At 33.9% G+C, this 26,025-nt stretch carries 19 protein-coding genes and 4 tRNA genes; 4 read left to right on the top strand and 19 right to left on the bottom strand.

The features are described from left to right. Nucleotides 1–186: 186 nt before the first annotated feature. Together EV145_RS21650 and xrtN are read left to right on the top strand one after the other, a co-directional pair. Nucleotides 187–2,679 (top strand): XrtN system VIT domain-containing protein, encoded by a 2,493-nt coding sequence (locus EV145_RS21650; protein ID WP_133527264.1) that lies wholly within the window; start codon nt 187–189, stop codon nt 2,677–2,679. After that, nucleotides 2,680–3,912: an exosortase N gene (gene xrtN / locus EV145_RS21655; protein ID WP_133527265.1), complete on the top strand. Its 1,233-nt coding sequence runs from the start codon at nt 2,680–2,682 to the stop codon at nt 3,910–3,912. A 55-nt stretch (nt 3,913–3,967) separates the two neighbouring features. Here the strand turns inward: xrtN and EV145_RS21660 are convergent, their stop codons facing one another. Beyond that, nucleotides 3,968–4,921 carry an AAA family ATPase gene (locus EV145_RS21660; RefSeq protein WP_133527266.1) on the bottom strand — a complete coding sequence of 318 codons (954 nt, stop codon included), beginning with the start codon at nt 4,919–4,921 and terminating at the stop codon, nt 3,968–3,970. Nucleotides 4,922–4,998: 77 nt separating this feature from the next. Beyond that, nucleotides 4,999–6,429, bottom strand: coding sequence for a peptidylprolyl isomerase (locus tag EV145_RS21665; RefSeq protein WP_133527267.1), 1,431 nt, complete (start codon nt 6,427–6,429; stop codon nt 4,999–5,001). A 521-nt stretch (nt 6,430–6,950) separates the two neighbouring features. Here EV145_RS21665 and EV145_RS21670 point away from each other — a divergent pair. Together EV145_RS21670 and EV145_RS21675 are read left to right on the top strand one after the other, a co-directional pair. Next, nucleotides 6,951–8,393, top strand: coding sequence for an alpha-amylase (locus tag EV145_RS21670; protein ID WP_133527268.1), 1,443 nt, complete (start codon nt 6,951–6,953; stop codon nt 8,391–8,393). 146 nt (nt 8,394–8,539) lie between these two features. Then, a complete protein-coding gene (locus EV145_RS21675; protein WP_133527269.1) occupies nt 8,540–10,132 on the top strand; it encodes a peptide chain release factor 3 in 1,593 nt (530 codons plus the stop codon). 245 nt (nt 10,133–10,377) lie between these two features. Here the strand turns inward: EV145_RS21675 and EV145_RS21680 are convergent, their stop codons facing one another. From EV145_RS21680 to rpsU, 17 genes are all read right to left on the bottom strand, one after another. Then, entirely contained in the window at nt 10,378–10,689 is a 312-nt protein-coding gene (locus tag EV145_RS21680; RefSeq protein WP_012024017.1) for a DUF3467 domain-containing protein, read from the bottom strand. 10 nt (nt 10,690–10,699) lie between these two features. Next, nucleotides 10,700–15,007 carry a DNA-directed RNA polymerase subunit beta' gene (gene rpoC / locus EV145_RS21685; RefSeq protein WP_133527270.1) on the bottom strand — a complete coding sequence of 1,436 codons (4,308 nt, stop codon included), beginning with the start codon at nt 15,005–15,007 and terminating at the stop codon, nt 10,700–10,702. Between the two features lie 258 nt (nt 15,008–15,265). Then, nucleotides 15,266–19,078, bottom strand: coding sequence for a DNA-directed RNA polymerase subunit beta (gene rpoB, locus EV145_RS21690; RefSeq protein WP_133527271.1), 3,813 nt, complete (start codon nt 19,076–19,078; stop codon nt 15,266–15,268). Nucleotides 19,079–19,341: 263 nt separating this feature from the next. Further along, nucleotides 19,342–19,713, bottom strand: a complete 372-nt coding sequence (gene rplL, locus EV145_RS21695; RefSeq protein WP_007807437.1) for a 50S ribosomal protein L7/L12 — start codon at nt 19,711–19,713, stop codon at nt 19,342–19,344. Between the two features lie 93 nt (nt 19,714–19,806). Beyond that, on the bottom strand, nt 19,807–20,307 hold the full coding sequence (gene rplJ, locus EV145_RS21700; RefSeq protein WP_133527272.1) for a 50S ribosomal protein L10: 501 nt from the start codon (nt 20,305–20,307) through the stop codon (nt 19,807–19,809). A gap of 22 nt (nt 20,308–20,329) precedes the next feature. Beyond that, nucleotides 20,330–21,019 carry a 50S ribosomal protein L1 gene (gene rplA, locus EV145_RS21705; RefSeq protein ID WP_035619180.1) on the bottom strand — a complete coding sequence of 230 codons (690 nt, stop codon included), beginning with the start codon at nt 21,017–21,019 and terminating at the stop codon, nt 20,330–20,332. 13 nt (nt 21,020–21,032) lie between these two features. Continuing rightward, nucleotides 21,033–21,470 carry a 50S ribosomal protein L11 gene (rplK, locus tag EV145_RS21710; RefSeq protein WP_026713295.1) on the bottom strand — a complete coding sequence of 146 codons (438 nt, stop codon included), beginning with the start codon at nt 21,468–21,470 and terminating at the stop codon, nt 21,033–21,035. Between the two features lie 67 nt (nt 21,471–21,537). Then, nucleotides 21,538–22,089, bottom strand: coding sequence for a transcription termination/antitermination protein NusG (gene nusG, locus EV145_RS21715; protein WP_029273444.1), 552 nt, complete (start codon nt 22,087–22,089; stop codon nt 21,538–21,540). A gap of 10 nt (nt 22,090–22,099) precedes the next feature. Next, nucleotides 22,100–22,300: a preprotein translocase subunit SecE gene (gene secE / locus EV145_RS21720; protein ID WP_029273443.1), complete on the bottom strand. Its 201-nt coding sequence runs from the start codon at nt 22,298–22,300 to the stop codon at nt 22,100–22,102. 19 nt (nt 22,301–22,319) lie between these two features. Then, nucleotides 22,320–22,390, bottom strand: a tRNA-Trp gene (locus EV145_RS21725). Nucleotides 22,391–22,450: 60 nt separating this feature from the next. After that, nucleotides 22,451–23,638, bottom strand: a complete 1,188-nt coding sequence (tuf, locus tag EV145_RS21730) for an elongation factor Tu (protein WP_007807448.1) — start codon at nt 23,636–23,638, stop codon at nt 22,451–22,453. A gap of 55 nt (nt 23,639–23,693) precedes the next feature. After that, nucleotides 23,694–23,765, bottom strand: a tRNA-Thr gene (locus tag EV145_RS21735). 88 nt (nt 23,766–23,853) lie between these two features. Beyond that, nucleotides 23,854–23,934: transfer RNA gene (locus tag EV145_RS21740), tRNA-Tyr, on the bottom strand. A gap of 118 nt (nt 23,935–24,052) precedes the next feature. Next, nucleotides 24,053–24,126: transfer RNA gene (locus tag EV145_RS21745), tRNA-Thr, on the bottom strand. Nucleotides 24,127–24,216: 90 nt separating this feature from the next. Next, entirely contained in the window at nt 24,217–24,519 is a 303-nt protein-coding gene (gene hpf, locus EV145_RS21750; RefSeq protein ID WP_035652108.1) for a ribosome hibernation-promoting factor, HPF/YfiA family, read from the bottom strand. Between the two features lie 35 nt (nt 24,520–24,554). Next, entirely contained in the window at nt 24,555–25,448 is an 894-nt protein-coding gene (locus EV145_RS21755) for a tyrosine-type recombinase/integrase (RefSeq protein ID WP_133527273.1), read from the bottom strand. 120 nt (nt 25,449–25,568) lie between these two features. Continuing rightward, entirely contained in the window at nt 25,569–25,763 is a 195-nt protein-coding gene (gene rpsU, locus EV145_RS21760; RefSeq protein ID WP_133527274.1) for a 30S ribosomal protein S21, read from the bottom strand. Nucleotides 25,764–26,025: the final 262 nt, after the last annotated feature.

The raw sequence follows: 26,025 nt of genomic DNA on the forward strand, positions 1-26,025 counted from the left end.
TTCGCAAAGAATAGTTCTAAATAAGAAATTATAACGTTATAGTTGACTTTTTTTCATCTTTAAAAAGGATTTTCTGAATCCACAAAAGCACACAAAATTTTCTTCAAAAAAATAAAACAAAAAAATCTTGTTTTTCAAATATTCTATTAACTTTGTATTTCAAAGTACTTTTTAAAAAATACAACTATGAAATACAAACTAGAAATTTTAGATTATTATTCTCAAAAAAAAGGCGTGCAAATTAGCCTCTTAGTAACACTATTCAGTACAATATTTATGATTTGTGCACTCACTTCTAAAGAATTCTCTTTTTACAAGTACGAATCTATCGGAGGGGTTAGTTTGATAATCGAATTTATTTACGGAACTGTAGTATCATTTCTTATTCTAAAAAAAAGAGAAGAATATCTTCATCTTACTCCTTTTTTAATGCTTAATTGGCTTATTGGCTGTTTTAGCCTAAATGTTTTTATTCCAATTTTTCAACATTTGCCAGTATGGGTTTATGTTACAACTTTTGTGTTTTGCATCACTAATTTTTTTCTTTATCAAAATGAAGTCAAAACCCCTCATACTTATATTGTCTATTTTATTAATGGCGCCACATTCTGGATTATATTTTATTTTGCCTTATTTCTTATTCCGGTAATACCTTATTCATTTGTTGGAATATTAGCTTTAGGACTGGGTTTTTACGGAATGGTTCCTGCAATAATTTTAATCATTCATTTGCTAACCGTTATTTTGTATTTGCCTAAAAACAGGCCTTATTATCTTTCCTTTAGTACTGGATTTTCAATCGTACTTGTTGGCTTTCTAATTTTTACTGCCGGTTTAGTAATTGAAAGCAAAAAAATAGCGCAAATTGCAAAAATCAATTCCTTCGAAACCAATACCGATTTACCCGCATACATTTCGGTTTCTCAGAATATAAAACCTAATTTTTTTAATGAAATTTTACTAAAGAAAGGTCTTGTGTACATCAATATAGATAACTTCTTTTCGTTTGACCGTTTTGATTCCTTCAGCAAACAGCAATTCAATGGAAACAAAATTCATAATCCTTTTATAAGTCTAGCTTATTTAGTTTGTGATGATCTTGGTTTGGACAATGATGACAAAATCAATATTCTAAAATCAAATTTTGATAAAAGATTAGAAACCGAAGAACAATTATGGAGCGGTGAAGATTTGTTTACCAAAACTATTAAAGAAGATATCAAACTATATCCCGACTCTAGATTGGCTTATACCGAAATTACCATGAAAATTGCCAGCGAAAAATCATGGCGAAATCAAGAAGCTATTTATTCTTTTCAGTTGCCAGAAGGTTCTGTTGCCACTTCTCTTTCATTATGGGTTAATGGAGTGGAACGCAAAGGCGTCTTGACAACTAAAGAAAAAGCTAAAAAGGCGTACAATCAAATTGTTGGCGTAGAATATCGTGATCCTTCATTAATGCAATGGAAAGAAGGAAATAAGATTGTAGTTCGCGTTTTTCCAATCAATTATAAAACCCCTAGAACATTTAAATGCGGTTTTACAACTCCATTAAAAGTTGAAGATAATCAAATGAAATACCAAAGTCTTTCAATTAAAGGACCGAACATTTCAAATGCCGAAACAATTTCAAGAATACAAATGACAGGAACTAGTGCTGTGGAGACCAATAAAGATTTTGAATTTGAAAAGGGATTCTACATGAACCAATCAAAAGGACTGGAAGATTGGGATGCAACAATGCCATTAAGCAAAATCAATCATAATTCATTTGCTTGGAAAGGAAAGATTTATGAAGTCGATGACATTCAAAAAACAGTAATTCCCTTCACTCCTTCTGAAATTATTTTGGATTTAAACAGCAGTTGGACAACAAAACAAATAGAATCATTTGTAGATCTTGATCAACAGAATCTTTACGTTTTTGTAAATGGACATAAAAAGAAAATCACTAAAGATAATTTTAAAGCCATTCAATTGGACTTTGAAGATTCTCAGTACACATTATTGCCTCTTTATAAATTGACCAAGAACAGCTTAGTCATCGCAAAATCGGGAACTTTCTCTGCTAATTTTGAAGAGCTTGAAGAATCGAATTATTTGAAGAAAATTAAATCTGGAACCAAACAACGAAATATAAAAGTCATCAATATCAGTGGCGAAATTAATCCGTTTTGGCAGACTGCTAAACAACAAAAATACGTAGACTATTTTCAAAGCAGTTTGGATAATTGTTTACAGCTGATCAACAAACATCAATTTCCTGTATACAAAACAGATCAAAATAGCATCAATATTGAACCGTCACAAGTTTCAATTCATGAAAATATCCACAACAATAATTCGAAAACCACTGGACCAAATCATATTTACAGAATGTACGCTTTTGGAAAAGTTCTCGAAGAACAGGTTAAAATTCAAAATGACGCTTTGACCAATAATCAATACGTTGAACTAGCAAAAGATGCCAATATTGTAACGCCAATTTCATCATTGATTGTTCTTGAAACTGATGAAGATTACAAAAATAATGGAATCGATAAAAACGTAAACACCTTAGGAAATGCTTCCATAAATAATGACGGTGCTGTTCCTGAGCCCCACGAATGCCTTTTGATTATTATTGGAACTGCAACACTTTATTTCTATTACAGAAAAACAAAAAAACAGACTGTATAAATGAATCTATTACTGAATTACAAAAAAACTTCTGTCCTACTGCTAGTCAGCTGTCTTTTACTTTTAAATTACAGCATAATTACAGTGGGACTGAATAATAATTTGTTTGGAATTCTGGCATCAATTGGGCTATTTTTTATTGGGAGTCGAAAAACAACTTTTAATGTAAGCTATCCTCTTTTTGCAATGATTTTTATATTAGAGTTTATAAGTTATCGCTTGCATACCAAATCATTGCATCTTTTAGCTTTGGCATTATTTGTCTGTCTTTTGTATTACAGTTTTACACAAAAATTTTCATTTATCGCTTTCATTTGTATTCTGCTGTTCTCTTCAGTTTTCAGCACTTTCTTTGATTACATGACAACAGAAATAAAACAAATTCTCTGTTATTATGTTTATATTGTTTTAAAAAATTTTATTGCAATTGATAAAATAGAAGGCGTCAATTTTTACATCAATAATGCCAAAATTACCGTCGATACTGCCTGCATGGGGTTGTCAATGTTTAAAACCGGATTGCTGTCAGGTGCTTTTATATTAACTTTAGAAGAAAGGAAACAATCAAAATATTTCGGTATTCTTCAGATTTTTCTTTTTTGTGTAGTCATAATTATTCTTAATATAATTTCGAACTATTTCAGAATCATTACACTTATTTTATTTCAGTGTACACAAGAAAACGCACTCCATCATAGCATTGGAATCTTGTGTTTCGTATTTTATCAAATTGTTCCTATGCTTTTTCTGATCCGATTTTTTAAACCGAAAACAGAAGAAACTCAGACGAAGAAACAACTGCATAAATTCTACATCGCTATTACAGCAACTGTCATCATGTTTGCAACCAGTTTTGAAATAAAGAAAATACAACCGAACAATTTACTTGAAAACTTAAGCTCCGAATATTCTATTCAAAATGGAGCTTGGATAAACAGTGAAGTTTTTAAAATAGCAACTCCAAACAAACTAATTTATATAAAAACTCCGGCTCATAACCCATTAGTCTGCTGGACCGGAAATGGTTATAAAATTATAGAGAAAAAAGAAACCGTCAGAGGAAACGAAAAAATATGGCAGGTAAAGATGGAGAAAAACGGGCTTCAATACAACTCGTATTGGTGGTACGAATGCGATCGAAAAAAATATACTGCTCTTCCTGAAGTTCTTTTAATCAAACTGTTCACAAAGAAATCTGTACGCTTGATTAATGAAACAACTAAAATTCAGTAATAAAAAAAGCCTGACAAATTTTAATATTGTCAGGCTTTTACATAAAATATAATTGTTACAACAGTTTTTGAATAATAACTTCTTCCGTTATTCCTTCAGCATCTGCTTTATAATTTTTAATAATTCTGTGTCGCAAAATTCCAACTGCAACTGCTTTTACATCTTCAATATCTGGTGAAAATTTACCATTAAAAGCGGCGTGCGCTTTTGCTGCTAAAATCAAATTCTGAGAAGCTCTTGGTCCTGCACCCCAATCTAAATAATTTTTCACAAAATCATTTGATAAACTATTGTCAGGACGCGTTTTGCTAACCAATGTCACAGCATATTCAATTACATTATCAGCTACCGGAATTCTGCGAATCAAATGCTGGAAATCAATAATTTCCTGCGCACTAAATAAAGCATTAATTGTTGTTTTAACATCTGAAGTTGTACGTTTTACTACCTGAACTTCCTCTTCAAAAGATGGGTATTCTAATTTAATAGCAAACATAAAACGGTCTAATTGCGCTTCTGGCAAAGGATAAGTCCCCTCTTGCTCAATTGGATTTTGGGTTGCCAAAACAAAATATGGCAAATCTAATTTGTAATTCTGTCCCGCAATTGTAACCGAACGTTCCTGCATAGCTTCAAGTAAAGCAGCCTGCGTTTTTGGCGGCGTTCTGTTGATCTCATCAGCTAAAATAATATTAGAGAAAATTGGCCCCTTAATAAATTTAAATTGCCTGTTTTCATCTAAAATTTCACTTCCTAAAATATCTGAAGGCATTAAATCTGGTGTAAACTGAATTCTTTTAAAATCTAAACCTAACGCTTGAGATAAAGTGTTTATCATTAAAGTTTTTGCCAAACCTGGAACACCAATCAATAAAGCATGTCCTCCTGAAAATATACACAGTAAAATTTGATCAACTACTGCATCTTGGCCTACAATTATTTTTGCTATTTCTGATTTTAACTCGTTTCGTTTTTGAACTAAATTATGAATTGCTGTTACGTCAGACATTTAAGTATGTTTTTAAATTAAAAAAGAGTCAGCTCTATGGATTCATAAAACTAACTCTTTTATTTATTTAATAAAAATTATTTTTTCAGCCAATTATTAGCAAAAGCACATTCTCTGTATTCTCCAATAATTTTGATATAAGTATCTTTTATTTTAGCATCAAACCATTTTGCGATTGCATTAATCTGTTTTTCTTTTAATGCTAGATCTTTAATTTTTGTGTAATCCATTGCATAATCTGCTGTATGCTCTTCAATCCTGTTTGTTACCGTGATTATTTTATAGGTCTTTTTACTGCTTTTTTCATCTACATTTAAAAGGGGCTGAGAAATCTCCGTATCTTTCAAATTAGAAACCTGACCATATAATTGCGGATCCATTTTAGTCAATTCAAAACGCGTATCCTGCGTATTAGGATTTATTAATATACCTCCGTTTGCTCTAGTTTCTTTTTCATCAGATTCTGTTCTGGCAGCATCTGCAAATGAAATCTCTTTATTTACAATCTTATTACGAATGTTTGTAATTCTTTCTTTTGCTTCTTTTAAAGCAGCTTCAGAAACCGTTGGCGAGATCAAAATATGACGTAATTCAACTTCTTGTCCCTTTATTTTATCAATCATTATTATATGAAATCCATAAATAGTTTCAAAAGGCTGTGAAATTTCACCTTCCTGCAAACTAAAAGCAACATCTTTAAACTCTTTCAAAAAAGGCGTTTTTCTTGTCATTTTATAATACCCTCCGTTAGAAGATGATCCTGGATCCTGAGAATATAAAACGGCTTTTGTTGCAAAACTAGAACCTCCAATAACATCTTGTCTTATTGCATTCAATCTGTCAATTACTTTCTGCTTATCTTCTTTTGAAACTTTAGGTTCTACAACAATTTGTGCTACTTCCATTTCAGCTCCAAAAGTTGGTAATTCCTCTTTTGGTATTTTCTTAAAGAAATTACGAACTTCTTCAGGCGTAATTTCAACATCTTTAATGATTTTTTCTCTCATTTCTGAGGCTAATTTTTGCTCTTTTAAGATGTCAGCAAAATAGGTTTTAAATTCCTCAACAGAGCTTTTTTTGTAGTATTCAACTACTTTATTGATATCTCCAACCTGTTTAACCATATAGTTCAAACGATCTTCCATCATCCCTCTCACCTCGGCATCACTCACAATAATACTATCTTGAATTGCCTGGTGTGCGTATAATTTATCCTCTAAAAGTTTACCAAGCATCTGGCATCTTGTAATATCTTTTACAGAACCACCTTGAGCTGTAATTTCTAAAAAGCCTTTATCAATATCTGAATCTAAAACAATATAATCTCCAACGGTTGCAATAATACCGTCAATTTTTTGTCTCCCAACAGGAACTTCAGCTGGTTTTTGTGCTACAGCATCCGGAATAATTTCCTGAGCTGAAACCATTGAGCTGAAAAAAAGTAAAAAACACATTGTCAATACAAGCTTGTAATCAATTGTTTTTAGCTGTAATTTTTTTAATAACATTATTTTAGATTTAATTTAAATGTAAAGATCTTGCTTTTTAGAATTATCGTTTTTAAAAACCAAACTTTCAATTGTCCTATTTTAAAAGCTAAACTTCCAAAGCAGTAAACAATTAAACTCTAGTTCTTTTGCTTATAACGAACAAAAATAACAATTCAATTACATAATACAACTATCGCTTATACTATTAACAAAAAATTATAGAGATTCTCTTTTATTTTAAATATGAGAAACTGCTTTTCATCGATTAAATGATGAAAATAAAAAGACACAATTTCCCAAAAATCTTTTTCAACCAAAAACACAACCCTTTAATTATAAGCATTGTAAAAAAAAGTTTTTAACACTATAACGTTTTCGTTGTATAACTATTTTCATGCAAAAACAAATTGAATCAAAAAAAACTTACATTCGATGCGTAATTAATAATTTATCTGCTTAAAAACTAAGAATATACGCGATTTAAAGCTTAAAAATTATCTAATTACAAACTTTATTAACCTTTTCTAACCAAATCTATTATGAAAAAACCACAAACAAAATTTTTGTTGATGAGCTTAGTTACAGCATTTTTATGTTCATGCTCGCAAAATGAAACATCAGAAACTGATTCAAAAGCAGAAAGTCAGAAATTCGAAATCATCAACGTTACGCATCACGACGGAAAACCTTTTAGCACAGGAGCCTCAAAATCATCACTTACAGGAAAATATGTTGATAATCCCGGTGGCGGTGTTATGATGCAGGCTTTTTACTGGGACGTTCCTTCTGGTGGAACTTGGTGGAATACGGTCAGCGGAAAAGTTACTGCATGGGGCAATGCAGGAATTGGCTCTATCTGGCTTCCTCCAGCTTCAAAAGCACAAAACGGCGCATTTTCAATGGGTTATGATCCAACTGATTATTTTGATTTTGGAGATTATAATCAAAATGGAACTACAGAAACTCGTTTTGGTTCAAAAACCGAATTAGTAAGTTTAATTACAAAAGCACATACTGAAAATATGAAAGTATATGCCGATATCGTAATTAATCATAATAGTGGCGGGGCATCAGAAGCCAATCCGTTTACTGGAACTAATACTTGGACTAATTTTAATGGAGTTGCTTCTGGAAAATTTAAGCGTACTTATTCTAATTTTTATAAAAACAGTTTTGGCAATAATGATGAAGGCTCTTTTGGAGGATTTCCTGATTTATGCCATGCGGATCCTTATGTAAAAGATTGGCTGTGGTTACGTGCTGACGGCGTTGGAAAATATTACAAAAATACAATGAAATTTGACGGTTGGAGATTCGACTATGTAAAAGGCTTTGGAGCTTGGGTTGTAAATGCTTGGAATGCAAATGTTGGCGGATTTTCTGTTGGAGAATTATGGGATTCGAATGTTAACGTATTAAATGACTGGGCAAACAATGCTAATAGTTCTGTATTTGATTTTGCTTGTTATTACAAAATGAATGATGCCTTTGACGGAAATAATCTTGCTCTTTTAAACGATGACATGATGTGGAAACGAAATCCGTACAAAGCAGTAACTTTTGTAACCAATCATGATACTGATGAAATTTGGAGCAAACTTTTAGCTTATTCTTATATATTAACTCATGAAGGTTATCCAACAATTTTCTACAGAGATTATGAAGAATGGCTGGACAAAAACAAGTTAAATAATTTAATCTGGATTCATAACAACAAAGCAACCGGAACCACTTCTATTCTATATTCTGATAATGATGAATATTTGGCTAGAAGAAACGGGTACAACGGGAATCCGGGGTTAGTAGTTTATATAAACAATTCCGATGTTTGGCAGGAAAGATGGATTCAGACGAATTGGGCAAACACACAGATAAAGGATTTTACCGGAAATTCAACCTGGTATCCAACCACACAAGCAGACAAATGGGTAAAAATACAATGTCCTCCAAAAGGATATTCAATTTGGTCAATTAATCAGTAATTTTAAAATGACTATTTAAGGCTGTTGCAAAACAGCCTTATTTTTTTCTAAAAACCTCTTAATAAATAAAGACTTCCAAATTTAAGAAGTGAATATTTTTATAAAGCCGTATTTAATAGTACTTTTGCAACCTATTTATACGAAATATGAGCTTTTTAAAAGAAATACAACGCAGAAGAACCTTCGGAATTATATCGCATCCCGATGCCGGTAAAACAACCTTGACTGAAAAATTATTGTTATTTGGAGGTGCTATTCAAGAAGCCGGAGCTGTAAAAAACAATAAAATTAAAAAAGGAGCAACGAGTGACTTTATGGAAATCGAACGCCAAAGAGGTATTTCGGTTTCAACTTCTGTGCTTGCTTTTAATTATAAAGACAAAAAAATCAATATTCTTGATACACCTGGACACAAGGATTTTGCTGAAGATACTTTTAGAACTTTAACTGCTGTAGACAGTGTAATTGTTGTAATTGACGTTGCAAAAGGGGTTGAGGAACAAACTGAAAAATTGGTTTCAGTTTGTAGAATGCGTAATATTCCTATGATTGTTTTCATCAATAAATTAGATCGTGAAGGTAAAGATGCTTTCGATTTGATGGATGAAGTAGAACAAAAATTAGGGTTAAAAGTCACTCCTTTAAGTTTCCCAATCGGAATGGGTTATGATTTCCAAGGAATTTACAACTTATGGGAAGAAAACATCAATCTTTTTAGTGGAGACAGCCGTAAAAACATTGAAGAAACTATTGCTTTTTCTGATGTTCAGAATAATCCGGAATTAGATAAAATCGTTGGTCAAAAAGCAGCGGAAAAACTTCGTGAAGAATTAGAATTGATCGATGAAGTTTATCCAAAATTTGAGCGTCAGGATTATTTAGACGGAAAAATTCAGCCTGTATTCTTTGGTTCAGCTTTAAATAATTTTGGAGTTCGCGAATTGTTAGATTGTTTTGTGACGATCGCCCCATCTCCAAGACCAAAAGATTCTGAAACTCGTTTGGTTGATCCGGCTGAAGAAAAAATGTCTGGTTTTGTATTTAAAATCCATGCTAATATGGATCCAAAACATCGTGACCGTTTAGCTTTTATAAAAATTGTTTCTGGAACTTTCGAAAGAAACAAACCCTATTACCACGTTCGTCAGAAGAAAAATTTAAAATTCTCTAGTCCGAATGCATTTTTTGCTGAGAAAAAAGAAATTGTAGACATTTCTTATCCTGGAGATATCGTTGGTTTACATGATACTGGAAACTTTAAAATTGGAGATACTTTAACTGAAGGCGAAATAATGAGCTTTAAAGGAATTCCTAGTTTCTCTCCAGAACACTTTAGATATATCAATAATGCTGATCCAATGAAAGCTAAGCAATTAGAAAAAGGAGTCGATCAGTTGATGGATGAAGGAGTAGCACAGTTGTTTACTTTAGAAATGAATAATAGAAAAGTAATTGGAACTGTTGGAGCACTTCAATATGAAGTTATTCAATATCGTCTAGAGCACGAATATGGTGCAAAATGTACCTATGAAAATTTCCCAGTTCATAAAGCATGCTGGGTAAAACCGGACGATGCCAAAAATGAAGAATTCAAAGAATTTAAACGTATCAAGCAAAAATTCCTTGCTCATGATAAATATGGCCAATTAGTATTTTTAGCCGATTCTGATTTTACGATTCAAATGACACAGAGTAAATATCCAAGTGTGAAATTATTTTTCACTTCAGAATTTGATTAATTATTCTACAAATTCAAATATAAAAAAAGCGCTATATATCTATAGCGCTTTTTTTTATTTGAATTAACACAACCTTACTAAGTTCATTATTCCCAAATAATTTTTTTCTAATTAGGTTCTACTAAAATACTTCAATCTTAAAGAAGGGAGAAATTTAGTCGATGAAATACTTATTAAATCGGATAAACTGCAATATCAAAAAATACATGTCAAAAAAAAAAGCCCCATTACTGGGGCTTTTGAATTTATGCTTGTCCCGCAGGACCAAAATTAAGCGGAATTGGCGCTTGTTCCGTTTCTTTGATTTCGCCATGAGCGGCTTCAAATCTATGGATGTTTTCACCTATTGCTCTTAATAATCTTTTAGCATGTTGTGGTGTCAAAACAATTCTTGACTTTACCTTGGCTTTAGGAATACCTGGCATAATGCTTACAAAATCTAAAACAAACTCTGATGATGAGTGATTTATAATCGCAAGATTAGAATAAATTCCTTCTGCAATAGTTTCATCTAACTCAATATTAATTTGCTCTTGTTGTTGTTTCGGATTACTCATAGTTTCCTAATTAATAAATGTATTCTTCTTTATTAGCCATCATTTCGTTGTAATCGTCTTTAGATCCTACGATTGTATTATCGTATTCTCTCATACCAGTTCCTGCAGGAATTCTGTGTCCAACAATTACATTTTCTTTTAATCCTTCTAAATCATCAACTTTACCAGCTACAGCAGCTTCGTTAAGTACTTTCGTTGTCTCCTGGAATGAAGCCGCAGAAATGAATGATTTAGTTTGTAACGAAGCTCTTGTAATACCTTGAAGAACTGGCGTTGCAGTTGCAGTAATTACATCTCTTGCTACAACAAGATTTTTATCATTTCGTTTCAATAATGAATTTTCATCACGCAATTCACGAGGTGTAATAATCTGACCTGGTTTCAATACTGAAGAATCTCCAGCATCTTCAACTACTTTCATACCGTATAATTTATCGTTTTGAACGATGAAATCTTTAGTATGAATTAATTGGTCTTCTAAGAATAAAGTATCACCTGGATCCTGAACTCTTACTTTACGCATCATTTGACGAATAACTACCTCAAAGTGCTTGTCATTAATTTTTACCCCTTGTAAACGGTAAACCTCTTGAATTTCATTTACCAAGTACTGTTGAACAGCAGCTGGACCTTGAATTCTTAAGATATCATCTGGTGTAATTGCACCATCAGACAATGGAACTCCCGCTCTTACGAAGTCATTTTCTTGTACTAAGATTTGGCTAGAAAGTTTAACTAAATACTTTTTAATTTCACCAAATTTAGACTCGATAACGATCTCACGGTTACCTCTTTTAATTTTTCCGAAAGATACAACACCATCGATTTCAGATACAACTGCTGGGTTTGAAGGGTTACGAGCTTCAAGCAACTCAGTAATTCTTGGAAGACCTCCCGTGATATCGCCTGCTTTAGAAGAACGACGTGGGATTTTAACCAATACTTTACCTGCTTTAATTTTCTCCCCATTCTCAACCATTAAGTGTGCACCTACTGGTAAGTTGTACGAACGAATCAATTCACCTTCTTTACCGTAAACCAATAAAGTTGGGATTAATTTTTTGTTTCTAGCCTCAGAAATTACTTTTTCTTGGAAACCAGTCTGCTCATCGATTTCAACCATGAACGATTGTCCTTGTTCTAAATCCTCGTAAGCAATCTTACCAGTAAATTCAGAAACAATTACACCGTTATATGGATCCCATTTACAGATTACAGTTCCTTTTGCGACAGTATCACCATCATTTACAAAAATACTAGATCCGTAAGGAATGTTATGCGTATTTAAAACAATTCCAGTTTTCTCGTCAACTAATTTCAACTCAGTTGAACGTGAAACTACGATATCAACAGAGTTTCCTTCTCCGTCTTCTCCTTTAACTGTCTTTAAATCTTCAATTTCAAGTCTACCGTTGAATCTTGTAACAATACTAGATTCTTCAGAAATACCTCCAGCAACCCCTCCAACGTGGAACGTACGAAGTGTCAACTGTGTACCTGGCTCTCCAATAGATTGAGCTGCAATAACTCCGACAGCTTCACCTCTTTGTGTCATCTTACCAGTAGCTAAATTTCTACCGTAACATTTAGCACAAATACCTTTTAAAGCTTCACAAGTTAATGGAGATCTAACCTCTACTTTTTCAATAGGAGAAGCTTCGATAGTTCTCATAATTGCCTCAGTAATTTGTTGACCAGATTGAACCATTACTTCATTAGTAAGTGGATTTATAACATCTTGCAATGCAACACGTCCTAAAATTCTTTCTCCTAATGACTCAACGATTTCCTCATTTTTCTTCAATGCAGCAACTTCAACACCTCTAAGAGTTCCACAATCTTCGATGTTAACAATAACATCTTGAGAAACGTCATGAAGCCTTCTTGTTAAGTAACCAGCATCGGCCGTTTTAAGAGCCGTATCCGCAAGACCTTTACGAGCACCGTGAGTAGAAATAAAGTACTCAAGGATCGAAAGACCCTCCTTAAAGTTAGAAAGAATCGGGTTTTCAATAATCTCACCACCACCAGCAGTAGATTTTTTAGGCTTAGCCATTAAACCACGCATACCAGTTAACTGACGAATCTGTTCCTTAGAACCCCTCGCCCCAGAGTCAAGCATCATATATACAGAGTTGAAACCTTGTTGGTCTTCTCTAATATTTTTCATTGCTAATTCTGTTAACTGCGCATTTGCTGAAGTCCATACGTCAATAACTTGGTTGTAACGCTCGTTATTTGTAATAAGACCCATGTTATAGTTAGTTGAGATACCTTCAACTTGCTCTCTAGCATCTGCAATTAACTTAGTTTTTTGTTCTGGAATTCTAATATCACCTAAAGAGAATGATAAACCTCCTCTAAATGCGAATTTATACCCCATATCTTTCATATTATCCAAGAAAGCTGCCGTTGTAGGTACATCAGTCACACTTAAAATGTGTCCGATAATATCTCTAAGGTTTTTCTTAGTCAATACATCATTGATATATCCAGCTGCTTCAGGTACTACTTCATTAAATAATACACGTCCTGCAGTTGTTTGAATGATTTTGTACACTAATTCTCCAGCATCATTAAAATCTTTTGCTCTAATTTTCACACGAGCATTCAATTCTAATCTTCCTTCGTTTAATGCAATGTTTACTTCTTCAGCAGAATAGAACGTTAAGTCTTGACCTAAAATTACATGTTCTGGAGTTGAAATACGTTCTTTGGTCATATAATATAGACCCAAGACCATATCCTGAGAAGGTACAGTAATTGGAGCACCATTTGCCGGGTTCAAGATATTGTGAGAAGCTAACATTAACAATTGTGCCTCTAAAATAGCCTCTGGTCCTAATGGCAAGTGAACTGCCATCTGATCCCCATCAAAATCGGCGTTGAAAGCCGTACATACTAATGGGTGCAATTGGATCGCTTTTCCTTCAATTAATTTTGGTTGAAAAGCCTGAATACCAAGTCTGTGTAACGTAGGAGCACGGTTAAGCAATACTGGGTGACCTTTAATTACATTTTCAAGGATATCCCAAACTACAGGCTCTTTTTTGTCTATGATTTTCTTAGCAGATTTCACTGTTTTAACAATACCTCTTTCAATCAATTTACGGATAACGAAAGGTTTGTATAATTCAGATGCCATATCTTTTGGCAATCCACATTCGAATAATTTTAATTCAGGACCAACAACAATTACCGAACGAGCAGAATAATCCACACGTTTTCCAAGTAAGTTTTGACGGAAACGTCCTTGCTTACCTTTTAATGAATCAGATAATGATTTTAATGGTCTGTTAGATTCTGTTTTAACTGCAGAAGCTTTACGAGTGTTATCAAATAATGAATCTACAGATTCTTGTAACATACGTTTTTCGTTTCTTAAGATAACTTCCGGAGCTTTAATCTCCATTAATCTTTTCAAACGGTTGTTACGGATAATTACACGACGGTATAAATCATTTAAATCTGAAGTTGCAAAACGACCTCCATCAAGTGGCACAAGCGGACGTAATTCTGGTGGAATAACAGGAACCACTTTCATGATCATCCACTCAGGACGATTTTCGCGGTTTAAGTTAGACTCACGGAAAGACTCAACAACTTGTAATCTTTTTAAAGCTTCAGTTTTACGTTGTTTAGATGTTTCGTTGTTAGCGCTGTGTCTTAATTCATAAGATAAAGCATCTAAGTCAATACGAGCCAATAAATCCATAATACACTCTGCTCCCATTTTGGCAACAAATTTATTAGGATCCATATCATCTAAATATTGATTTTCTTGTGGAAGAGTATCTAAAATATTCAAATATTCTTCTTCAGTTAAGAAATCTAATCTTTGTAATGATTCTCCATCTGCATTTTTAGCAATACCAGCCTGGATTACTACGTATCTTTCGTAGTAAATAATCATATCTAATTTCTTAGATGGAAGACCAAGGATATAACCAATTTTGTTTGGAAGAGAACGGAAATACCAGATGTGAGCAATTGGCACAACAAGGTTGATGTGTCCTACTCTATCACGACGTACTTTTTTCTCAGTAACTTCAACACCACAACGGTCACAGATAATACCTTTGTAACGAATTCTTTTATATTTACCACAAGCACACTCAAAATCCTTAACAGGTCCGAAGATTCTTTCGCAGAAAAGTCCGTCACGCTCTGGTTTGTGAGTTCTGTAGTTGATAGTTTCTGGTTTCAACACCTCTCCTCTTGATTCTTTCAAGATAGATTCTGGCGAAGCCAATCCAATAGAAATTTTGTTAAATCTTTTTACTGGATTCTTATCTTTATTGTTTCTGTTATTCATCATAGTTTTTACTATTGATTTATTTGCAATTAAAAAATTGAATTTAGATTTATAATCTACTCTTAGAAATATAAGAGTTAATCATTCAGCTACTACCTCGGGTTACTTCTCTAAACCTCAAAATTAATTTGAAGCGCTAGTTATAAAATGCCTTGCATTATTATAAAAAATCGGAACGGTTTACGGGTATAAATCTTTAAAAACTTTTATAAATGAGTAATCAGTCCCATTAAAAAATGAGACTGACTACAAAACTTTTATTTATTCTTCCAAACGAAGATCTAAACCTAGACCTTTCAATTCGTGCATTAATACATTGAATGATTCTGGTAAACCTGGTTCTGGCATAGTCTCACCTTTAACGATAGCTTCGTAAGTTTTAGCTCTACCAATAACATCATCAGACTTAACAGTCAAGATTTCACGTAGTGTACTAGAAGCTCCATAAGCCTCAAGTGCCCAAACCTCCATCTCTCCAAAACGCTGACCTCCAAATTGAGCCTTACCTCCAAGTGGCTGTTGCGTAATCAATGAGTATGGTCCGATAGAACGTGCGTGCATCTTATCATCAACCATGTGTCCTAATTTAAGCATGTAAATTACACCCACAGTTGCTTTTTGTGCAAAACGCTCTCCAGTTCCACCATCATAAAGGTATGTATGTCCGAAACGTGGTACATTAGCTTCATCAGTCAAAGCATTGATTTCGTCAAGGGAAGCACCATCAAAAATTGGAGTAGCAAATTTTCTACCCAAGTTCATACCAGCCCATCCAAGAACAGTCTCATAAATCTGACCAATGTTCATACGTGAAGGTACCCCAAGTGGATTCAATACGATATCTACTGGTGTTCCATCCTCCAAGAAAGGCATATCTTCATGACGAACGATTCTTGCAACAATACCTTTGTTACCGTGACGTCCTGCCATTTTATCACCAACTTTTAACTTACGTTTTTTAGCGATATAGATTTTAGCCAATTTCAAGATTCCAGATGGTAATTCATCTCCAACTGTAATAGTGAATTTTTCTCTTCTTAAAGATCCTTGTAAGTCATTCAGCTTAATTTTATAGTTATGAATCAAATCATTAACCATTTTATTTGTAGCATCGTCAGCAACCCATTGACCTTTGCTTAAGTGAGCAAAATCTTCTACTGCGTAAAGCATTTTTTGAGTATATTTTTTACCTTTTGGTAAAACTTCTTCACCCAAATCATTCATTACACCTTGAGATGTTTTTCCGTTAACGATCAAGAATAATTTCTCAACCAATCTGTCTTTTAATTCAACAAATTTAGTTTCGAATTCCATTTCTAAAGCGCCTAAAGCATCTTTATCCTGAGTACGTTTACGTTTATCTTTTACGGCTCTTGCAAATAATTTTTTGTCAAGAACTACACCATGTAAAGATGGAGAAGCTTTCAATGAAGCATCTTTTACATCACCAGCTTTATCTCCGAAGATTGCACGAAGCAATTTCTCCTCTGGAGTAGGATCTGATTCTCCTTTTGGTGTAATTTTTCCGATCAAAATGTCGCCAGGTTTAACCTCTGCTCCAATTCTAATCATACCGTTTTCATCTAAATCTTTAGTAGCTTCTTCAGAAACGTTAGGAATATCGTTTGTTAACTCTTCATTTCCTAACTTAGTATCTCTAACCTCTAATGAATAATCATCAACGTGGATAGATGTAAAAATATCATCACGAACTACTTTTTCAGAAATTACAATCGCATCCTCGAAGTTGTACCCTTTCCATGGCATGAACGCAACTTTTAAGTTTCTACCTAAAGCTAATTCTCCATTTTGAGTAGCATACCCTTCAGACAATACTTGTCCAGGAATAACTCTATCACCTTTTCTTACGATTGGCTTCAAGTTAATACTTGTACCTTGATTGGTTTTTCTAAATTTAATTAAGTTGTAAGTTTTCTCATCAGCATCAAAACTAACCATTCTTTCATCTTCAGTACGGTCGTATTTGATAGTAATGATATTAGCATCTACATATTCAACAGTTCCATGCCCTTCAGCATTGATCAATACTCTTGAATCTGAAGCTACTTGACGCTCTAAACCTGTACCAACAATCGGCGCTTCTGGACGGATCAAAGGAACCGCCTGACGCATCATGTTAGATCCCATCAAGGCTCTATTCGCATCATCATGCTCCAAGAAAGGAATCAATGAAGCAGAAATCGAAGCGATCTGGTTAGGAGCAACGTCTGTATAATGTACTGCTGATGGTTCAACAACCGGGAAGTCACCTTCCTCACGAGCAATAACATTGCTCGCTGTAATCTTACCTGAAGCATCCATTTCAATGTTTGCCTGAGCAATCATTTTTCCTTCTTCTTCTTCAGCACTTAAGTAAATTGGAGTACTTTCTAAATCAACTACACCATTAGTTACTTTACGGTATGGAGTTTCAATGAAACCCATTCCGTTTACTTTTGCATAAACACCAAGAGATGAAATCAAACCAATGTTTGGTCCCTCTGGAGTTTCAATCGGACATAAACGACCATAGTGTGTATAGTGAACGTCACGAACCTCGAAACCAGCTCTCTCTCTCGAAAGTCCGCCAGGTCCAAGTGCAGATAATCTTCTTTTGTGTGTAATCTCAGCTAATGGATTCGTTTGATCCATAAATTGAGATAACTGGTTAGTACCAAAGAAAGAGTTGATAACTGATGATAATGTTTTAGCATTAATCAAATCAATTGGTGTAAACACCTCGTTATCTCTAACGTTCATTCTCTCACGAATAGTTCTAGCCATACGTGCTAAACCAACACCGAATTGTTGAGACAATTGTTCTCCAACTGTTCTAACACGACGGTTTGATAAGTGATCAATATCATCAATCTCTGCTTTAGAGTTAATTAATTCGATCAAATATTTTACAATGGTAATGATATCTTCTTTGGTTAGCACTTGCTTTTCCATTGGGATATCTAAACCAAGTTTTTTGTTCATTCTGTAACGACCAACTTCACCTAAGTTATAACGTTGATCAGAGAAGAACAATTTATCTATAATACCACGAGCAGTTTCTTCATCAGGCGGTTCTGCATTACGCAATTGTCTGTAGATATGCTCAACAGCTTCTTTTTCAGAGTTTGTTGGATCTTTTTGTAACGTGTTGTGGATAATAGCATAATCTGCTTGGTTATTATCCTCTTTATGTAACAAAATAGATTTTACGTTAGAATCGATGATTTCTTCAACATTATCTTTATCGATAATAGTATCACGATCAAGGATGATTTCATTACGTTCGATAGAAACTACTTCTCCAGTATCTTCATCAACGAAATCCTCGTGCCATGTGTTCAATACACGCGCAGCAAGTCTTCTTCCAATATATTTCTTAATACCAGTTTTAGAAACTTTAATTTCTTCTGCTAAGTCGAAAATTTCAAGGATATCCTTATCTCTTTCGAATCCAATAGCACGGAATAAAGTTGTAACAGGTAATTTTTTCTTTCTATCGATATAAGCGTACATTACGCTATTAATATCTGTAGAGAATTCTATCCAAGATCCTTTAAAAGGAATTACTCTTGCAGAATAAAGTTTAGTTCCATTTGCGTGGAATGACTGTCCAAAGAAAACCCCAGGAGAACGGTGTAATTGTGATACTACAACACGCTCGGCACCATTGATTACAAAAGTACCACTTGGAGTCATGTAAGGTATTGTTCCAAGATAAACATCTTGTACAATTGTTTCAAAATCTTCGTGTTCTGGATCTGTACAGTATAGTTTTAACCTTGCTTTTAAAGGCACACTATAAGTAAGACCTCTCTCTATACATTCTTGAATTGTATAACGTGGCGGATCAACAAAATAATCTAGGAATTCCAATACAAAGTTATTTCTTGTATCTGTAATTGGGAAGTTTTCCATGAAGGTGTTGTATAACCCTTCGTTGCCTCTTTCGTCAGATTTCGTTTCTAATTGAAAGAAATCTTTAAAAGATTTAACCTGAACATCTAGAAAATCTGGATAGTCAGGGATATTTTTTGTAGAGGCAAAATTCAATCTTTCAGTCTGATTTGTTATCATCAATGGACAAAATTTTGATTAAAAAAAGTAATTTTTTTGTGTAATACACACTGTTTAATCTATACTTTCTTATTATAATCAATACATCTTTAAAAATAAACCGTAAAAGTAAGTTCAATTTTTTTTCTTCGTATTGATCAAAAACTTTTTCGTATTTTAAACTATTTGATAATAAAACTTGATATATTTTATTATACGAAAAATGGTTTAGACCCTTGGATGTTACCATCCAAGGTCTAAACCTAGTTCTAAACTGAGTTTTGTTATTTTAACTCAACAACAGCTCCAGCTTCTTCTAATGATTTTTTAAGACCTTCAGCCTCTTCTTTAGAAACACCTTCTTTAACGTTACTTGGAGCACCGTCAACTACATCTTTAGCTTCTTTCAAACCTAAACCTGTAAGTTCTTTTACTAATTTTACAACTGCTAATTTAGAAGCACCAGCTTCTTTTAATACAACTGTAAATTCAGTTTGTGCTTCTTCAGCAGCACCTTCTCCACCACCAGCAGCAACTACTACAGCTGCAGCAGCAGGCTCGATACCATACTCGTCTTTTAATATTGTTGCTAATTCGTTAACTTCTTTAACTGTTAAGTTAACTAATTGTTCTGCGAATTGTTTCAAATCTGCCATTTTTTCTATCGTTTAAAATGATTTGTAAAAATATAATTTAATTATTGTGCGCTAATTTAAGCTGCAAGAGAAAAACTCCCTTGCTTTTTGTTATTATGCTTCAGCCTCTTCGCTTCCTGCGAATTGGTTTTGTAAAGCAGAGATAACTCTTTGAGCTGGTGATTGTAATAATCCAATAATCTCTCCAAGAAGTTCCTCTTTAGATTTAATAGTTGCTAATGCATCTAATTGGTTATCTCCAATGTATATTTCAGAATTGATGTAAGCTCCCTTTAAAACTGGTTTATCAGATTTCTTACGGAAATCTTTGATAATTTTTCCAGGTGCGTTAGCAACATCAGAAATAAATATAGCACTGTTACCACTTAAAACTGTAGGTAAATCACCATAATCATTAGCAGAAGCTTCCATTGCTTTTGCAAGCAAAGTGTTCTTTACAACTTCTAATTTGATACCTGCTTTAAAACAAGCTCTACGTAAGTTTGAAGTTGTTTCTGCGTTTAAACCAGAAATATCAGATACATAAATGATATTTGTACCAGCTAACTGCGCAGTTAAATTTTCAATCGCGATTGATTTTTCTTCTCTAGTCATACTAAAAATTTTTAACTACCAATTATACTGCTTTTGGGTCTAATGCAATAGCAGGACTCATAGTGCTTGTAAGGTGAATACCTTTAATGTATGTACCTTTAGCAGCAGTTGGTTTAAGTTTTATTAATGTTTGAATAATTTCGTGTGCGTTATCAACAATTTGCTCAGCTCCAAAAGAAACTTTACCAATTCCTGCATGAACGATACCAGTTTTATCAACTTTAAAGTCAATTTTACCAGCTTTAACCTCTTGAACAGCTTTTGCAACATCCATAGTTACAGTACCTGTTTTAGGGTTTGGCATTAAACCTCTAGGTCCTAAAATACGACCTAATGGACCTAATTTACCCATAACAGCTGGCATAGTGATGATAACATCAACATCTGTCCAACCATCTTTAATTTTTTGTAAATAGTCATCAAGACCTACATAGTCAGCACCAGCTTCTTTAGCTTCCGCTTCTTTATCTGGAGTAACTAATGCTAATACTTTAACATCTTTACCAGTTCCATGAGGTAATGTAACCACACCTCTTACCATTTGATTCGCTTTTCTTGGATCTACACCCAAACGAACTGCGATATCAACAGACTCATCAAATTTTGCAGAAGCAACAACTTTTAATAATGCCGCAGCATCTTTAAGAGAGTATAATTTGTTCTTTTCAATTTTTGAAGCAGCCTCTTTTTGCTTTTTTGTTAATTTTGCCATGTCTTTTTCTTAATTAAAAAGGAGCATCTCCTGATACAGTTATACCCATAGATCTAGCTGTTCCAGCAACCATACTCATTGCTTTTTCTACTGTAAAAGCATTTAAGTCAGGCATTTTGTCTTCAGCAATTGCTCTAATTTGTTCCCAAGTAACACTAGCTACTTTTTTACGATTAGGCTCACCAGAACCAGATTTTAGCTTTGCAGCTTCCATTAACTGAACTGCTGCTGGAGGAGTCTTAACAACAAAATCAAATGATTTGTCTTTATACACAGTGATTTGCACTGGGCATATTTTGCCAGGTTTATCTTGAGTTCTAGCATTAAATTGCTTACAGAACTCCATGATGTTTACCCCAGCAGCTCCTAAAGCAGGTCCAACCGGTGGCGACGGATTCGCAGCACCTCCCTTAACTTGTAGTTTAACTACCTTACTAATTTCTTTAGCCATTTTTAAAAAATTTAACACTGCAATCAATGGAAGCGATTACAATGGTTATTATATATGTAACAAAAAATTATACTTTTTCAACTTGCATAAAACTTAATTCTAATGGAGTTTTTCTTCCGAAAATCTTAACCATAACTTCAAGTTTACGCTTTTCTTCATTAATTTTTTCAACTGTACCGTTAAAGCCATTAAAAGGACCGTCAATCACTTTTACAGTTTCTCCTAAGTTGAAAGGAATAGCACGAGTATCTGTATTAACAGCTAACTCATCTACTTTACCTAACATACGATTTACTTCAGACAATCTTAAAGGAACAGGTTCTCCTCCTTTAATTTCTCCTAAAAATCCAATTACACTTGTAATAGACTTAATAATATGAGGTATCTCACCAACCAAGTTGGCTTCGATCATAACATATCCAGGGAAATAAACTTTATCCTTAGACATTTTCTTTCCCTCTTTTACAGTAACTACTTTTTCTGTAGGCACTAAAACTTGGGAAACATAATCACCCATACCTAGTCTGGCAATTTCAGTTTCGATGTAAGCTTTGACTTTATTTTCTTGTCCGCTTACAGCTCTAACCACATACCATTTTTTCACATTATTATCTGCCATCACAAAAAAATTATCCTTTTTTTAACCAACTAAAAAATCCAGCCAACGCTTTTGCAAAAAATTCGTCTACTCCCCAAGTTGCCAAAGCAAATAGAATCGAAAATACAGCCACAACAATTGTCAATTTTTGAACTTCAGCCCAAGCTGGCCAAGTAACATTTGACTTTAACTCTTCGAAAGCCTCTGATAAATAATTAGTAACTTTTGTCATTTGATATATTTTTTTATTGCACGGGCGGAGGGATTCGAACCCCCATCAACGGTTTTGGAGACCGCTATTCTACCCTTGAACTACGCCCGTAATTAAAAGCCAGTGATTTCGGTTAAGAAAATCAACTGGCTTTTTATAATATTTATAGGATTATCCTACGATTTCAGTAACCTGACCTGCACCTACAGTTCTACCACCTTCACGGATAGCGAAACGTAAACCTACGCTCATAGCGATTGGGCTTAATAAAGATACATTGATAGTTAAGTTATCTCCTGGCATTACCATCTCTACTCCTTCTGGTAAAGTAATAACTCCTGTTACGTCAGTTGTACGTACGTAGAACTGTGGACGGTAGTTATTATGGAATGGAGTATGACGTCCACCTTCTTCTTTTTTCAAGATATAAACCTCAGCTTTGAAAGTAGCGTGTGGTTTTACTGATCCTGGCTTAATGATAACCATTCCTCTTTTGATAGATTCTTTATCAATACCTCTTAACAATAAACCTACGTTATCTCCAGCTTCACCTCTATCAAGGATTTTACGGAACATCTCAACTCCTGTAATAGTAGAAGTTAATTTATCAGCTCCCATACCAATGATTTCAACTGGATCTCCTGTATTAGCAATACCTGTTTCGATACGACCTGTAGCAACAGTTCCACGACCAGTAATTGTAAATACGTCTTCAACCGGCATCAAGAATGGTTTAGCAACGTCACGCACTGGCTCTTCGATCCAAGCATCAACAGCTTCCATTAATTCAATGATTTTTGGTACCCAAGCAGGATCATTATTCAATCCTCCTAAAGCAGAACCTTGAACAACAGGACCATTATCTCCATCATATTCGTAGAAAGATAATAAATCTCTAATTTCCATTTCAACAAGCTCTAACAACTCAGCATCATCAACCATATCCACTTTGTTCATGAAAACAACGATTCTTGGAATACCAACCTGACGACCTAAAAGGATATGCTCACGAGTTTGTGGCATTGGACCATCTGTAGCAGCAACTACTAAGATAGCTCCGTCCATTTGAGCAGCACCAGTAACCATGTTTTTTACGTAATCCGCGTGACCTGGACAGTCAACGTGAGCGTAGTGACGGTTAGCTGTTTCATACTCTACGTGTGATGTATTAATAGTAATACCTCTTTCTTTCTCCTCTGGAGCGTTATCGATTTGATCAAACGATTTTGCTTGACAATAACCAGCATCTGACAATACTTTTGTAATTGCAGCAGTTAATGTAGTTTTTCCGTGATCCACGTGTCCAATTGTACCTATGTTTAAGTGCGGTTTGGAACGATTAAAATTCTCCTTTGCCATTTTACTTAATTTTTAATCTTAGTTATATATTAATTTTCAATTTCCTACTTACTTGAGCCAATGTCGGGATTTGAACCCGAGACCTCTTCCTTACCAAGGAAGCACTCTACCCCTGAGCTACACCGGCAGAGAGTTCTGATTTTAGATTTTTGAATTTAGATTTCAGATTTAATAACCTAAAAACCACAATCCAAAATCTAAACTTCTTTTTTTTGTGGGGAGAGCAGGATTCGAACCTGCGAAGTTCACACAGCAGATTTACAGTCTGCCCTCGTTGGCCGCTTGAGTATCTCCCCAAATAATCCATGACTTTAAATTTTAGATTTCACATCACTCCAAAATTTTAATCATCATAAAACGTTGTTTTTCAATGTTTTAAAGAACAAATCTCAAATCGCATTTGAAATATTTTTGAGCCGATAGAGGGACTCGAACCCACGACCTGCTGATTACAAATCAGCTGCTCTAGCCAGCTGAGCTACATCGGCGAATGCATTAAAAAAGTCCGCTATTTCTAACGGACTGCAAATGTAGCTATTTTATCTTTGAATCAAAACATTTTTTAAAAAAAATTTCAATTATATGTGTGCTCTTATTTTTTCTTTCCTTTTTACTAGTAAACGCTCTAATGATTCTGCCGAAAGCTCAACCGCCTCTTCAAATGTCTTACACTGCTTTTTCACCAAAAAATCATCCCCCGGAACATTAATCTTTATCTCTACTGCCTTATTCTCCTTATCACTTGTTCTCTCCACTTTTAAAAAAACGTCTGACGACACCACTCGGTCGTAATATTTTTCTAATTTATCCATTCTCTCCTGAATAAAATCCACCAATTTTCTGTCAACAGTAAAGTTAACTGCATGAACATCTACCTTCATAATACTAATTTTAGGGTTAAACATTTCAGAAATCATTATTTATTTCGAGGATGCGCATCATTATATGTTTTTTTGAGCTCCGCCAAACTATTATGAGTATATACTTGAGTAGATGCTAAACTCGAATGCCCTAACAATTCCTTAACTGAATTTAAATCTGCCCCGTTATTTAACAAGTGAGTTGCAAAAGTATGCCGAAGCACATGCGGACTTTTTTTCACCTTTTCAGAGACTCTACTAAAGTAAGAATTTATTAATCGATACACAAAAGATTCACTCAATTTTAATCCTTTTTTTGAAATAAAAAAATAATCCGCATCCGAGACATTTTCAATGCAAGCTCGTTCATTCAAATAAACCCTAAGCCCATCAACAACAATAGGCAGGAGCGGAATAATCCTCTCTTTATTTCGCTTCCCCAAAACCTTTACCATATTTGAAGTCAAATCAACATTATAAAGCATTAAATGTATCAACTCAGCCCTCCGCATTCCAGTTGTGTAAAACAAATCAACAATCAACCTATCCCTCACCTCCTCAAAACTTCCAGAAAAATCATTCCCCTGCATCAAATCCCCAAGTTCTTTTTCAGAAAAAGGAATCTGGACATTTTTTGGAGTCTTCAAAGCCTTATGCTTCAGCATTGGACTGACCTCAATTTGTTTTGTTTTTAGAAGAAATTTATAAAATGCCTTCAAAGAAGCCATTTTTCTATTAACCGAAACATTAGAAACACCTTCATCAACCAAAGAAACAATCCAGCTTCGAATTTGACCATAATTCACACCATCTATTTCTTCTTGCCCAAAACATTCTTTATTGAACGCTTCAAAAAAAGAAATATCACTCAAATACGCATTAACAGTATGAGCAGAATATTTCTTCTCTAACTCAAGATAATCACGAAAAGCATCTTTATTTGTTTTCATCAAAACCAATTGTTCATTTTTAAAACACCAATACAACTATTTCAAAATTAAGCATAAAAAAAACCGTTAGCAATCAAATTTTCTGATTACTAACGGTTATTATTTTTAAAAAAGCTAATATTAACTTTCTAAGCTATCTCTCAAGCCTTGAATGTAAGACGCTTTTTGAATTTGAGCTCTTTTGATAACAGAAGGCTTAATAAAAGCAGTACGTGCTCTTAATTGACGAACAGTTCCTGTTTTATCAAATTTTCTTTTATAGCGCTTTAATGCTCTATCGATATTTTCTCCGTCTTTAATTGGTATAATTAACATAATATAGACACCTCCTCTCGTTAAGGCTGCAAATGTAAATATTAATTATGAATTACCAATTATAAATTTCGAATTATTTTAAAGAAAAAAGAAGAAAGAGTAAAGAGAATAGACTTTAGCTCAAATTCTTTACTCTTTGCTCTTTGCTCTTTGCTCTTTGCTCTTTGCTCTTTACTCTTTACTCTTTACTCTTTACTCTTTACTCTTTACTCTTTACTCTTTACTCTTTACTCTTTACTCTTTACTCTTTACTCTTTACTCT

Source organism: Flavobacterium sp. 245 (genome assembly GCF_004362055.1).
Classification (GTDB): Bacteria; Bacteroidota; Bacteroidia; order Flavobacteriales; family Flavobacteriaceae; genus Flavobacterium.